Origin of the sequence: Sphingobium sp. RAC03, assembly GCF_001713415.1 — a bacterium.
GTDB lineage: Bacteria > Pseudomonadota > Alphaproteobacteria > Sphingomonadales > Sphingomonadaceae > Sphingobium.
Window position 1 is genome coordinate 701,561 of record NZ_CP016453.1, and the last position, 13,020, is coordinate 714,580.

Annotated in this window: 14 protein-coding genes; 6 read left to right on the forward strand and 8 right to left on the reverse strand. The window is 63.3% G+C overall.

Translation table 11 applies throughout. The features are described 5' to 3' along the window. Positions 1 to 51: 51 nt before the first annotated feature. From kduD to BSY17_RS03190, 3 genes are all read right to left on the reverse strand, one after another. The gene (kduD, locus tag BSY17_RS03180; protein WP_069064306.1) at positions 52 to 807 is read right to left on the reverse strand and encodes a 2-dehydro-3-deoxy-D-gluconate 5-dehydrogenase KduD; all 756 of its coding nucleotides are present in this window, start codon (positions 805 to 807) and stop codon (positions 52 to 54) included. 99 nt (positions 808 to 906) lie between these two features. Further along, complete coding sequence (gene kduI, locus BSY17_RS03185; RefSeq protein ID WP_069064307.1) at positions 907 to 1,746, reverse strand: 5-dehydro-4-deoxy-D-glucuronate isomerase; 840 nt, start codon at positions 1,744 to 1,746, stop codon at positions 907 to 909. Positions 1,747 to 1,811: 65 nt separating this feature from the next. Then, positions 1,812 to 2,864, reverse strand: coding sequence for a LacI family DNA-binding transcriptional regulator (locus tag BSY17_RS03190; RefSeq protein WP_037472822.1), 1,053 nt, complete (start codon positions 2,862 to 2,864; stop codon positions 1,812 to 1,814). A gap of 115 nt (positions 2,865 to 2,979) precedes the next feature. Here BSY17_RS03190 and BSY17_RS03195 point away from each other — a divergent pair, with 115 nt between their 5' ends. Next, entirely contained in the window at positions 2,980 to 3,780 is an 801-nt protein-coding gene (locus BSY17_RS03195; protein ID WP_069064308.1) for a fumarylacetoacetate hydrolase family protein, read from the forward strand. A 37-nt stretch (positions 3,781 to 3,817) separates the two neighbouring features. Then, positions 3,818 to 5,092, forward strand: coding sequence for an MFS transporter (locus BSY17_RS03200; RefSeq protein WP_069064506.1), 1,275 nt, complete (start codon positions 3,818 to 3,820; stop codon positions 5,090 to 5,092). A gap of 3 nt (positions 5,093 to 5,095) precedes the next feature. On the opposite strand, the gene BSY17_RS03205 is transcribed toward BSY17_RS03200, so the two are convergent. Beyond that, complete coding sequence (locus BSY17_RS03205; RefSeq protein ID WP_069064309.1) at positions 5,096 to 6,004, reverse strand: SDR family NAD(P)-dependent oxidoreductase; 909 nt, start codon at positions 6,002 to 6,004, stop codon at positions 5,096 to 5,098. 151 nt (positions 6,005 to 6,155) lie between these two features. Between BSY17_RS03205 and BSY17_RS03210 the strand changes: the two genes are divergently transcribed. Then, on the forward strand, positions 6,156 to 6,938 hold the full coding sequence (locus BSY17_RS03210) for an SDR family NAD(P)-dependent oxidoreductase (RefSeq protein WP_069064310.1): 783 nt from the start codon (positions 6,156 to 6,158) through the stop codon (positions 6,936 to 6,938). A 4-nt stretch (positions 6,939 to 6,942) separates the two neighbouring features. Here BSY17_RS03210 and BSY17_RS03215 read toward each other — a convergent pair whose 3' ends face one another. Then, entirely contained in the window at positions 6,943 to 7,398 is a 456-nt protein-coding gene (locus tag BSY17_RS03215) for a MarR family winged helix-turn-helix transcriptional regulator (RefSeq protein ID WP_150125701.1), read from the reverse strand. Between the two features lie 77 nt (positions 7,399 to 7,475). Here BSY17_RS03215 and BSY17_RS03220 point away from each other — a divergent pair, with 77 nt between their 5' ends. The 3 genes from BSY17_RS03220 to BSY17_RS03230 all read left to right on the forward strand — a co-directional run bounded on the left by BSY17_RS03220 (position 7,476) and on the right by BSY17_RS03230 (position 10,856). Next, entirely contained in the window at positions 7,476 to 8,573 is a 1,098-nt protein-coding gene (locus BSY17_RS03220; protein WP_083217024.1) for an alpha/beta hydrolase fold domain-containing protein, read from the forward strand. Positions 8,574 to 8,707: 134 nt separating this feature from the next. Continuing rightward, on the forward strand, positions 8,708 to 9,283 hold the full coding sequence (locus tag BSY17_RS03225) for a hypothetical protein (protein ID WP_069064311.1): 576 nt from the start codon (positions 8,708 to 8,710) through the stop codon (positions 9,281 to 9,283). A 151-nt stretch (positions 9,284 to 9,434) separates the two neighbouring features. Then, positions 9,435 to 10,856: a porin gene (locus BSY17_RS03230; RefSeq protein ID WP_069064312.1), complete on the forward strand. Its 1,422-nt coding sequence runs from the start codon at positions 9,435 to 9,437 to the stop codon at positions 10,854 to 10,856. A 24-nt stretch (positions 10,857 to 10,880) separates the two neighbouring features. Here BSY17_RS03230 and BSY17_RS03235 read toward each other — a convergent pair whose 3' ends face one another. The 3 genes from BSY17_RS03235 to BSY17_RS03245 all read right to left on the reverse strand — a co-directional run bounded on the left by BSY17_RS03235 (position 10,881) and on the right by BSY17_RS03245 (position 13,020). After that, positions 10,881 to 11,144: a hypothetical protein gene (locus tag BSY17_RS03235; RefSeq protein ID WP_069064313.1), complete on the reverse strand. Its 264-nt coding sequence runs from the start codon at positions 11,142 to 11,144 to the stop codon at positions 10,881 to 10,883. A gap of 41 nt (positions 11,145 to 11,185) precedes the next feature. Beyond that, positions 11,186 to 11,872: a DUF4197 domain-containing protein gene (locus BSY17_RS03240; RefSeq protein WP_069064314.1), complete on the reverse strand. Its 687-nt coding sequence runs from the start codon at positions 11,870 to 11,872 to the stop codon at positions 11,186 to 11,188. Positions 11,873 to 11,934: 62 nt separating this feature from the next. Further along, entirely contained in the window at positions 11,935 to 13,020 is a 1,086-nt protein-coding gene (locus tag BSY17_RS03245) for an NAD(P)-dependent alcohol dehydrogenase (RefSeq protein WP_083217001.1), read from the reverse strand.

The window sequence follows — 13,020 nt, forward strand, 5'->3', positions numbered from 1 at the left end:
CCGTTCGCCCTGAGCCTGTCGAAGGGCGTTGCTTCGCGCAGGTCTGGTGCCTCAGCGCGCGAGCCATCCGCCATCAACGGCGAGGGTATGCCCATGAATATAGCCCGCCGCGCTCGACGCGAGGAACACGGCCGCTCCGCCAATGTCGGACGGATCACCCCACCGGCCTGCCGGGATGCGCTCTTGGATCTGGCGATTACGGGTCTCGTCGGCCTGCAGCGCGGCTGTATTGTTGGTGGCGATATAGCCTGGCGCGATGGCGTTGACGTTGACGCCCTTGGCCGCCCATTCGTTCGCCAGCAGCTTGGTCAGGCCAGCGACGCCGCTCTTGGACGCGGTGTAGCTTGGCACGCGGATGCCGCCCTGGAAGGACAAGAGCGAGGCGATGTTGATGATCTTGCCCGCGCCCTGGCCGATCATATGGCGACCCGCCGCCTGACACAGGAAGAACAGCACCTTCAAATTGGTGTCGATCACGGCATCCCAGTCTGCCTCGGTAAAGTCCACGCTGTCGGCACGGCGGATGATCCCGGCATTGTTGACCAGAATGTGCAGGCCGCCGAGCTTTTCCAGCGTCTCGTCCACCACGCGCTGGACCGGCGCGATGGTCGACAGGTCGGCGGAGATGATCTCCGCGCGACGGCCGAGCGCCTGGACCTTCTCGACGGTTTCCTGTGCCGGAGTGCGGCCGACTGCGGCGATGTCCGCGCCTGCCGCAGCCAACGACAAAGCGATCGCTTGGCCAATACCGGTATTCGCGCCGGTGACGATGGCGACTTGGCCGCTCAGATCAAAGGGGTTGGTCACAATAATTCCGTTCATTTCGAGCGAAGTCGAGAAACCTGTCGAGGCGCTGTGCGAGCGTGTCTCGACTTCGCTCGACACGAACGGCGCTCCCACTTTGGTTCAGGCGAGCTGGCAGATATCCAGGACATTCATGTCGGTATAATCCTGGTTTTCACCCGCCATCGCCCAGATGAAGGCATAGGCCTTGGTGCCCGACCCCATATGCACCGACCAGGGTGGCGAGATCACCGCTTCCTCATTGGCTATGACGATATGCCGCATCGCATCGCCTTCGCCCATATAGTGGAAGACGCGATCCGACGGCCCATCCAGCTCGAAGTAGAAATAAATCTCGCTGCGCCGCTCATGGATATGCGGGGGCATGGTGTTCCACACCGAACCCGGCTTGAGCACAGTCAGCCCCATGACCAATTGTGCGCTGTCGCAGATGCCGGGGATGACGAGCTGAAAGATCGTCCGTTCGTTGGATTCTTCGAGGGAGCCGCGTCCGAGCGCATTGGCATCGGCGATGCCGAGCTTGCGGGTGGTGAACCCCTTATGCGCCGGGCAGGACGCGAGATAGAAGCGCGCGCCTGCACCGGCAAACTGCACATCCTTCGCGCCCATGGTGACATAGAGGCAATCCTTGTTGCCCAGCGTGAAGCGCTCGCCATCGACGGTGACGGTGCCTTCGACGTTCGAAACGTTAACCACCGCCATCTCGCGCCGTTCGAGGAAAGGATGCCCTGCCGCCGAAGCAGGCTCGGTCTGCGCTGGCAACGCGACCGGCGCCTCCGCTACCGCAACCCCGCCGATCACGAAGCGGTCGGCATGGGTATAGTTCAGCACGCACTCGCCATCGCGGAACAACCCGCCGATCAGATAGCGATCGCGCAATTCCTCGTTCGACACGCATTCCATCATGTCGGGGTGCGTCGCGTAATAGGTCTTGTCGAACATGATTGGCCCTCTTCCTTGCACTGCTTACGGCGTCGTCAGACACCGGTGTCATGAGCAACCGTCTATCAGGATGAAGCGGGTGGCGCAACCGATGCACGACGGATCAGGGTCGAACTGAACATCGACGGCTCATTCACCTCCGATCCTTCGCCGATCGCCGTTCCGATCAGCTTGAGCGCCGCCGCGCGCCCCATCGCTACGATCGGCCAGCGCACCGTGCTCAGCGGCGGCCATACCCGCGTGGTCAGGGGCGTATCGTCGAAGCCGATGATCGACAATTCCTCCGGCACGGCGATGCCCCGCTGGCGCGCCGCATAAAGAACGCCCGCCGCCATTTCATCATTGCTGGCAAAGATCGCGGTAGGCCTTGGCGACAGATCGAACAGGCTCTCCGACGCCGATTGTCCCGATTCAAACGTATATTGCCCGTCTGCGATCAAACTGCGCGGCAGGCTGATGCCGGCCTCCGCCAGCGCCAGTTCAAAGCCGTCCCGCCGCTCCTTGGCCGACCGAAACCCGTGCGGTCCGGCGATCAGTCCGATCCGCCGATGCCCTTGCGCGATGAGATAACGCACCGCCTCGGCCACCGCTTCCCGGTCGTTCGACGCGACCATATGTTCCGGGTCGTCCAACACGGCCGATCCCATCCGCACATAGCGGCAGCCTTCCTCGTCCAGCATCCGCGCAAGAGCGTCATTTTCCGACATGGGCGGCAGGATGACGACGCCGAACAGGCGTTGGCGCGACACGAAGCCGCGAATATCGTCCATGACCTGGTTCGATCCGCGATCGACCGGGCGAATCACCAGTTCGAACTCCGTACCGTGCAAAGCCTCCAATACGCCGCGCTGCATCGACAGAATCATCTGCGCATTGGGGTTGTCATAGACCAGCCCGATCAGGAAATTGCGCCCCAGCGCCAGTGCGCGTGCTTGCGGATTGGGCACATAACCGGTTTCGCGGATGATCGCCTCGACCTTATCGCGCGTTTCCCGGTTGAGTAAGGGCGAGCGGTTAATGACGCGGCTGACCGTCTTTTTCGAAACGCCCGCCATGCTCGCGATGTCGTTGATCGTCAGCTTGGCCGTCTGGCCCTCATCCTGATTCTGCTTTGCCATACAGCCTTATAGTGGAGTTTTTCACGCCCGCCACCACGCAGCACCGCGATCCGGCTTGTCAATGACACCGGTTTCCTATAGCGCTGGGATCAGATAGGATGAAGAGGATTAACCCGTGAGTGCAAGCAGCATGGCCCAAATGATTGCCACCCATTTCCTGGCAATGCGCAAGGCTGCGACGGGCTTCGATGATTATCCCGGCGATGCCCCGACTACGCTTGAGGAAGCCTATGTCATCCAGGATGCCGCCCTTACCCGCGCGCCGGATGCCATTGCGGGCTGGAAGGTCGGGCGCATCCTGCCTCCGCTTGCCGACCGCTATGGGTGCGATCGCCTCGCCGGTCCCATTTTCACCCCCACCGTCTTTCCTGCCTCCGACCAATCCAAGGGCTTGATCTTCGCCAACGGGTTCGGCGCGGTGGAGGCCGAATATCTGTTTCGTATCGGCACTGTTCCACGCCCGGACCAGATCAGCTTCACGCTGGAGGAAGCGGCCGACCATATCGATGCCGTGCATATCGGTATCGAAATCGCCAGCTCGCCCTTCGCCGGGATCAACGCGATGGGGCCTGCCGTCACGATCTCCGACTTCGGTAATAATAATGGCCTGTTGATCGGCCCTGCCATCCCGGATTGGCGTAGCGGGGCCTATGCGGATCAGCGGGTGACGACCCGGATCGATGGCGTGGAAGTGGGGTCCGGCACGGCCGCGGCCTTCAGCCGAGGTGCCATCGGATCAGTCAGCTTTTTGCTCGAAAATCTGATCGCGCGCGGGATTGCCATTCAACCGGGCTGGTGGATTTCGACCGGCGCGGTGACGGGCGTCCATCCGGTTCGTGCCGGGCAAGCGGTGGAAACCGATTTTGGTCCCTTGGGAACGCTGCATTGCACGATCGAAGCGCAGCCGCCACGCTGAACCTCTGACACCATATAAAAGACCAGGAGCCAGGATGATGAACGAAGCAGGGGTGCAGGGTCCGCCGGTCGGCCGCTATCGCTGGGTGGTGGTGGCGCTGTTGTTCGCGGCCACCGCGATCAACTATGTCGATCGACAGATGATCGGCGTGCTGAAGCCGACCCTGTCAGCGGAGATGCAATGGTCGGAAACCGACTATGCCAATATCGTCTTCTGGTTTCAGGCCGCCTATGCGATCGGTTATCTCGGCTTTGGCAGGATCGTCGATGTTATAGGCGCGCGCTTTGGCTATGCCATCGCGGTCACCATCTGGACCATCGCGCATATGGCCCATGGCGGCGTCTATGGCGTCACCCAGTTCGCGATGGCGCGCTTTGGCCTGGGGATTGGCGAGTCGGGCAATTTCCCTGCGGGTATCAAGGCGGTGACCGAATGGTTCCCGCAAAAGGAACGCGCCTTTGCGATCGGCCTGTTCAATGCCGGGGCCAATATCGGTGCGATCATCACGCCTTTGCTCGTGCCATGGTTGACCGTCGCCTATGGCTGGCGCGTTGCCTTTTATGCCACCGGCATTTTCGGCATCGTCTGGCTCATCGCCTGGCTGGTCTTCTACCGCAGGCCCGATCAGCATTCCAAGGTGACGGCGGAGGAACTGGCCTATATCCGCCAGGATCCCGCCGATCCGGTCGAACCCATCGGCTGGGCCAAGCTCATCACGATCAAGGAGACATGGGCCTATGCCATCGGCAAATTCTGCATCGACCCGATCTGGTGGTTCTTCCTCTTCTGGCTGCCCGGCTATCTCGGCACCCGCTATGGCCTTGATCTCATCAGCTTCGGGCCGCCGCTGGTCGCCATCTACCTTCTCTCGGACGGTGGCAGCATCTTCGGCGGCTGGATGTCTGGACGGCTGATGAAGGCGGGCAAGAGCGTCAACGCGGCGCGCAAACTCACCATGTTGCTATGCGCCTTTGCCGTGCTGCCGATCTTCTTTGCGCAGTCGATCGACAATCTCTGGCTTGCCGTGTTGGTGATCGGCATCGCCACGGCCGCGCATCAGGCTTTCTCGGCCAATCTCTACACCCTGCCATCGGACTTGTTTCCGCGTGGTGCCGTTGGGTCGGTGGTCGGCATCGGTGGCACGGTGGGCGCGATCGGCGGCATGGTCATGGCCAAATATGCAGGCTATATCCTCGACGGCATCGGCAGCTACACGCCGCTCTTTGCCGTCGCGGGCAGTGCCTATTTCGTTGCGCTAGCCGCCGTCCACCTGCTCTCGCCTCGCCTGGAGCGCGTGAGCGTATCGACCTAATCGTCAGGCCCCTGCTACGGCCCGTTCAAAGCTGTAGCGGATATGATCGACATGGCCGTGCAGGCCGAAATCGAGCGGATCGGCGCTGTCCATGATGGCGTCGATTTGGCTACCGACATCCTCGATCGACCAGTCGGATTGATAAACACCCTTGCTTTCCGCCACGAAGACCCGCGCAATGCGCCCCGCGATCGAGGCCAGCATCTGGCCGGTGATCGAGCAATCCTCGTGCGCCAGCCATCCGACGACGGGCGCGACCAGTTCAGGCCCCATCGGCGGATAGGCCGACACGTCGATCCCTTCAGCCATGCGGGTGACGGCACCGGGCACGATGATATTGGACCGGACGCCCCGCGCCTCCCCCTCCAGCGCTAAAATATTGTTGAGGCCGATCATGCCGGATTTGGACATGGCATAATTGACGCAATTTGCATTGCCGTAGAGCCCGCCGATCGAGGAAGTCAGCACGATCCGGCCATAGCCCGCGCTGCACATGATCGGAAAGGCGGGCCGGGCGACGTGAAAAGCGCCGCGCAGATGGACGTCCAGGACAGCGTCGAAATCGTCCTGGCTTAATTCCTGCATCGACCCATAGCGCACATTCCCGGCATTATGGATCAGCATATCGATGCGGCCAAAATGGTCGAGCGCGCAGTCTATGATGGCGCGGCCGCCTTCGGGCGTTGCGACCGATTCGGTGCAGGCGACCGCTTCGCCACCCAAAGTCTTGATCTCGGCCACGACATCGGCTGCGGGTCCGGCATCGCCGCCCTCGCCCCGGATCGCGCCACCCGGATCATTGACGATCACCTTCGCGCCGCGGGCGGCCAGCAGCAGCGCATAGGCGCGGCCCAGGCCACGGCCTGCACCGGTGATGACTGCGACGCGCCCGTCGAAACGCAGCTCTGCCATGGCCCTATCCTTCTCACCTGGTTGTCGTGCCGATGGGTTAGCGGGTGGGGCTTCCCGTTCAAGGTAAGCCCGCAAGGCATCGCTCCAGCGGTTCGCGATGACGGTCCTGACGCGATAGGAACGGCTCAAGACAGAGAGAGGGAAATCCACGATGCAGGTTGCGATCATCACCGGGGCGGGCAGCGGCATCGGTCTTGCTACCGCCAAGATGCTGGCGGAGGCCGGCATGGCGATCGTGGGGGTCGGGCGCGACGCGGACAAGCTGGCGACGCTGGAACAGGCGATCGGCGATCCGACGCGGATCGCGACGCTCTCGGTCGATATCACCGCCGACGATGCACCGGCCCGGATCGTCGCTCTGGCGCTCGACCGCTTCGGCCGGATCGACTTCCTCGTCAACAATGCGGGGGCAGGCAGCCCCAAGCCGCTGCATGAAACCGATGACGAGACGCTCGACTATTTTCTGGGGCTGATGCTCCGCGCGCCGTTCCGCCTGTGTCGCGAAGTCATTGGCCATATGGGGGATGGCTGTGGCATCGTGAATGTCAGTTCGACCTATGCGATGATCGGCGGGCGGCGGGGCGGCGCTTATTCGGCGGCCAAGGGCGGCCTGGGTGCGCTGACCCAGCATATCGCCTGCGATTATGGCCCGCTTGGCATTCGCGCCAATTGCGTCGCACCCGGCGTCACCATGACGGATATGGTGCGGCACCGGTTCGACGATGAGATGTTCAAGCGGGTGAATGTCGAAACGACGCCCTTTCCCCGATTGGGCGAAGTCGAGGATATCGCCAGCACGATCGCCTTCCTTTGCTCGCCGGGCGCGGCGTTCATCAATGGGCAGACGATCGTCGTGGATGGCGGCTGGACCACCACCAAATATCTATCCCCGCGCGCGCTGACGACCAAGTGGGTGGAGGCGGACGCCGAATAAGCGATCAGGAGTGGCAGGCGTCGCGGCAGATCTGACGGAGCAGCGCCAATATTTCGTCGCGCTGCTCTGGCGGTATGGACCGGCCGATCGCCTCTTCATGGCGCGCAAACACCTGCTGCACTTTTGCATGGAGCTGTTTGCCTGTGGTCGACAGTGAGAGGGCGATCGCCCGCCCCTTCCCCGGCTGCTTGTCCAGCGCGCCGAGCAACGCCAGCTTGTTGATCAGCGGCACCAGATTGGCGGGCTGGGCGCGCAAAGCGCGGCCGATGTCGCTTTGGGTACAGCCCTGGTTCGCGCCCAGGAACAGCAGCAGCGTCGCTTCACTGACATTGAGTTCCAGAGGCTGAAGCATATTCGCCAGAGCGGCGGTCGCCGCCGTGGTGGTGCGGCGCAGATGATAGCTGAGCAGAGTGTCGAGCGGATCGACCAGATCGGATAAAGCGGACAGCGACACGGACATAGGTTTCAATAGTCTGCTTGCCCTCCCCACTCAAGTCTGTATATTATGTTACATAACATAAGTCAGAGGAGATGAGCATGTCCAGACTATCCAACGGAATTAGAACTATTTTCCTCACCAGCGCGGCTAGTGCGCTGTGTATCGGTGCCGCCTTTGCCCAGACGCCACCCTTGGGAGGACCTGGCACGATCGAGCCAGACGGTACGGTGGTGGTGCCGTCCTTCCGCTTGACGCCGTCGGATTATCTGAGCGAGGCGGCGAAGAAGGCGCTGCCGCGGACACCGTCCGACCCCGAAGAACCGATGATGCGCGCCGTCGCGGCCGGTCAGGCCGGTGCGTTGCGCGCGCGTATGCCGCAGCTCATGGCGCCGCGCATTGATGCGCTGAAACAGATGTACAAGGTGACCACGCAAGAGACGGTGATCGCAGGCATCCCCGCCGTCCGCGCGACACCGGCAGGCGGCGTCCCGCAGGCGAACCGGGCCAAGATCCTGCTCAATCTGCCCGGTGGCGGCTTCGTCATGGGCGCCGCGCCGGGAACGGGCATGATCGAATCCATCCCGCTTGCGGGTCTTGCCGGGGTGGAGATCGTCAGCATCACCTATCGCCAGGCGCCCGAACATGTCTACCCGGCCGCAACGCAGGACGTGCTGACCGTCTATCGCGCATTGCTCAAGACCCATAAACCACAGGATATCGCGATATTCGGCTGTTCGGCAGGCGGACTGCTGACGGCGGAAACGATCGCGGCGCTGGTGCGCGACAAACTCCCCCTGCCAGCGGCGATCGGCATCTTCTGTGCGTCGGCCGATGCGCGCTGGGGTGGTGACAGCCGGGCGTTCGGGCGACCCTTCCAGGCCCTGGCACAGCGCGAGGATAGTCGCGCCTATTTCAAGGATATCGACCTGGCCGATCCGCTCGTCTCCCCGATCGAGTCCCCCGCGACCTTGGCGCAATTTCCGCCGACGCTGGTGATCACGGGCACGCGCGCGTTCGAGATGAGCGCGGCGGTCAACACGCATAAGGCACTGGTGAAGGCCGGGGTCGATGCCGACCTGCATGTCTGGGATGGCCTGGGCCATGCCTTTTTCTACGATCCTGCCTTGCCTGAATCACGCGAGGCGTTCGACGTCATGGCGCGTTTCTTCACCCGGCGCCTGAACCTCCAACGCTAGGCGGCAAAGGCGGCCCCTCTGGCAAAGTCTCGCGCGTGACACTTTACCGGAGGGCAAAGTGTCATGCGCGACAAAGTGCGACTCGGCGGAAATTAGGGATTCACAGGAGCGCTGCACTGTGCTTGATTCACCTTATGTTTCACGCACCCCTTTCCTCCCGCGCAGTCGGCGGCAGCGATGTGTCGCTGCTGCTCGACCAATTGTCGCATTGCTGTTCGCGTCCCCGCTACGCCTTCATGCTGCTGACATTGATCGCGGACGTGGCGCGACCCGACGGTAGCGCCGGACCACTGGTGCGGGTAGACGACAGCTTGGTGTCGTTGCGCGACTGGTTGTGCGATGCGTTGACGCCCATGGGCCATCGCGACCCCCGGCGGATGGCGCTGGTCGAACGCGTCAGGGACGAATTGCGCAAGGAAGAAAGGCTGACCGGTGATGCGGCGGCGGACGAGGCGCTGGTGCAGGATGAAGTGCGCATGCGTGTCCGCACCTCCGGCAAGACGAACCTCAGCCGCGCGGTGTCCGAACTGGTGAAGGCCGGATTGCTCAAACGCCATTATCAAGGGTTTCGCGTCGATCATTTGAACCGCGGCGCGCAGCGGCAAGCGGTCTATACCCTGACCGGACGCGCCCGCGCGCTGGTCAGCGCGCCGCCCCTGGCAAGGCGCCCCGCCACCCGGCCACGGCAGGGCGATCTCTTTGCATCCTGACCTATGACGGTGCCGCCAGTTATGTGACATTTCCATGTCGATACTGTCATAAAAACCGATAAAATATGTCATTAAAGAGTCATTGAACCGCCATAGCTGGCGCCCTTGTCGAACAAGGGACAAGGCTGTGAAACAATCGAGACATATCGGCATGGGTCTGGCGGTCAGCCTGCTGGCGCTGATGCCCCAAGCCGCGCAGGCGCAAACGGTCGAGCAACTTCAAAGCCAGATCGATGAGCTGAAGGCCCAGGTGCAGGCCCTTACCGCCGCCTTGTCCGCCCGTCAGCCCGCCCCAGTAACCGCGTCCGCCGCCGCCCCTGTGCCGGTCCCGACGAGCCCTGCCCCTGCGCCGCAGATGGCGAGCCTTTCGGCACCCAGTCCCGACGCGGTCGATGCCGACCCTGCCGAAACGCCGAAGAAAGGCTGGTATGATCGCTTGTCGCTGCGCGGCTATACCCAGATGCGCTACAACGCCTTCCTGTCCGGCGACGATAGCGCGCCTGCGGGCACGTCCCGCCTTCGATCGGTCCATGACAGCGGCATTTCCGACAAGGGCGGCTTTACCCTGCGCCGGGTCCGCCTCGTCCTGCAAGGCGATGTTTCCGATCGCGTATCGCTCTATCTGCAGCCGGATTTCGCGACCGCCGTCAGCAACCAGAGCGGTGGCGAGCGCAGGGAGAGTTTCGGCCAGTTGCGCGACGCCTATGCCGACATCTTCCTCGACAAGGCGAAGAGCCTCCGGCTGCGGTTTGGCCAGTCGAAGGTGCCCTATGGCTGGGAGAATATGCAATCCTCGTCCAACCGCCTGACGCTTGATCGCAGCGACGGCATCAACAGCGCCGTGCCGGGCGAACGCGACCTCGGCGTCGTGGCCTATTATACGCCGCCATCAGTCCAGAGAATCTGGGACCGGCTGGCCGATGACGGTCAAAAATTGTTCGGCAATTATGGCGCGTTCGGGCTGGGCCTGTTCAACGGGCAGGGCATCAACAAGACCGAGCAGAATAAAGACCTGATGAAGGTCGCCTTTGCGACCTGGCCATTAGAACTGGATGGCCTGGGCGATGCCTTTGCGGGCCAGGTGTTCGAAATCGGCGGGTCGGCGATGCTCAACACCGTCCAGCCGGAAATCCGCAGCGGCGGCGTCAGCGCCCTCTCCTATGACGATAATCGCGCGGGCATCCATGCCATGCTCTATCCCCAGCCGATCGGCATTCAGGCCGAATGGAATTGGGGCCGCGCGCCGCAATATGATCTGGCCAGCCAGTCGATCCGCGCGAGCAAGTTGAATGGCGGCTATGTCCAGATGATGATGCGCCTGCCGACATCGGACAGCTTCGGCACGCTGATGCCCTATGGTCGTTGGCAACATTATCGCGGTGGCTGGAAAGCCGCGACCAATGCGCCCCGTCTGGAAACCGACGAGTTCGAACTGGGCCTGGAATGGCAGCCATGGAAGGCGCTGGAAATCACCATGGCCTATGCGCGGATGAAGCGCGCCGAAGCGGACGAACGCCGGACCGGCCGCGCCGAAGGTCACCTTATCCGAACGCAGGTGCAGTGGAATTACTGACGCCCGGCACGCACTGGTCGCGCTTTAGTGCGCCTCGCTGCGCATCCGCAAGACCAGCGCTTCGATCTCATTGGGTTCGAGCAGCCAGGTCCGCGTCTTGCGCCCTTCCCGATGGACGGGATGGGTCAGCAATACCCGCGCCTGCGTCTGGGCATGGGGCTTGTAGAGCGCGAAATGGGTGGCGCAGTCGCGGATCGTGCCGATCAGCGGCGGCTTGCCGTCCAGGTCGATCATCGTCGCGGGCTGGTCCCAGGGGATGGCGGCGACGCCGGGATATTTCTGTTCCATGGGGGCCGGAACACCACGGCGCGCCGCCAAAATCAAGGGGCTTATCGCAGCAGCGCCATCAGGATCGGGTCGCGCGTGGCGCCGGGGTCGCGCCGTATCTCCGCTTCCTCGCGGCCGATGGCGCGGAAGATCGCGTCGCCAATCTGGCCCGACACATTGTCCGCCAGCGCCGCATAATCCCGGCCGCCTGTGGCGGACAGCGCTGCGGTGAGCATTTCGAACATGTCCGATTGCAGCGAGCGTGACGCGCCGGGCAACAAGGCTTCGACCACATAACCGCGTGCTTCGCGCGCCAAAAGGTCGGTCGCCGCCGTCGGCCCGCCACGCAGGACGGACACGGCATCGGCCAGCGTCATGCGCTGCACCGCATCCATCACGATCGGCGCGGCATTGTCGGCCAGATCGACGGCGACATCGTTGAGCGCCATACCCACCCGATCGCGCACCGCGCGGGTGCGCAGCAGCGCGGACAGCACCGCCCCACCCCTGTCCCCGCCCAAGTCAGGCGGCGTGATGCGGGTGAGTTGATCGTCGTAAAAGCCGCCCGGTTCGGTCAGGCGCGCAAAGGCGCGCTGGCTCGACAATTGCAGCAGGCGGCGCACCGCTTCCTCCACCGTGTAGCGCCCCATCGGAGTGGCGCAGGCGGCAAGCGGCAGCAGCGCGATTGTCGCCATCAAACTGCGCCTGTTGCAAAGGCCGGTCGGCGCTGTCCCCAATTTGTCCACCATGATGCATCTCCCTGTTGCTGGGCTGACGCTATGGCCCGATCCGCCTTGCCGGTCGCTGAACGTCAGGGCTGATCCATCACCACCACCGGCTTGACGACCGCCCCGCTTTCCGACGCGGCGAAGGCCGCCTGCAAATCGTCAAAGACATAGCGCTGGATCAGCTTTTCCAGCGGCAACCGGCCGTCGCGATAATAGCCGATTAGGCGGGGAATGAAGCTTTGCGGATCGATGCCGCCCTCGACCACGCCGACGATCCGCCGCCCCATGCTCATGATCGCCGACGCATCGATGGCGCAGCCGCCGGGCGGATAGGCGCCGACCAGGGCGAGCGTGCCGCGCTGCGCCAGTTTCTCGACGGCTGGGCCAAGCAAGGCCGGAACGCCGGTCGTGTCGACGATATGGTCGAACAGGCCTTCGATCGATGCGAGATCATCGCTTGTTTCGGTCGCGCCCAATGTGCGGGCAAGGTCCAGGCGGCTGGCATGGCGATCGATCACTACGATCCGTCCGGCCCCGGCAATCACCGCCGCCATGACGGCAGACAGTCCGACGGCCCCAGCCCCCAGGATCGCGATCGACTGGCCGGGCGCGACCTTGAGCGTTTCCAGCACCGTGCCCGCACCGGTCTGGATCCCGCAGCCCAAAGGGGCGAGGATGTCGAGCGGCAGGTCCGGGTCGATCCGTACGACATTGTCGCGATGCGCAAGCGCGCGGGTCGCAAAGGCCGACTGGCCGAAGATGTTGCTGCCGATCCGCTGATCGCCGCGCCAGATGCCGCCCTCGCCTTCCTGGGTTACCCCCATGAAATTGCGCGGCACGAATTCGACGCAATAGCCCGGTTGATGATCATGGCAGGCCCCACAGGCGCCGCAGCTATGGAAGCTCAGCAACACATGGTCGCCGACGGCTACATCGTCGATCGCGGCCCCAACCGCATCGACCACGCCCGCTCCTTCATGCCCCAATATGACCGGGAAGGGCGTGGGCAATGCGCCGTCGCGCATCACCATGTCGGTGTGGCATATGCCGCAGGCGTGGAGCCGCACGCGGATCTGGTCGGGACCGGGCGGGTCCATGGCCAGCGTTTCGAAGTGGAAGGGACCGCCCGGTGCTTCCACCACAGCGGCCCTGATCGCGATCCGGCCCAT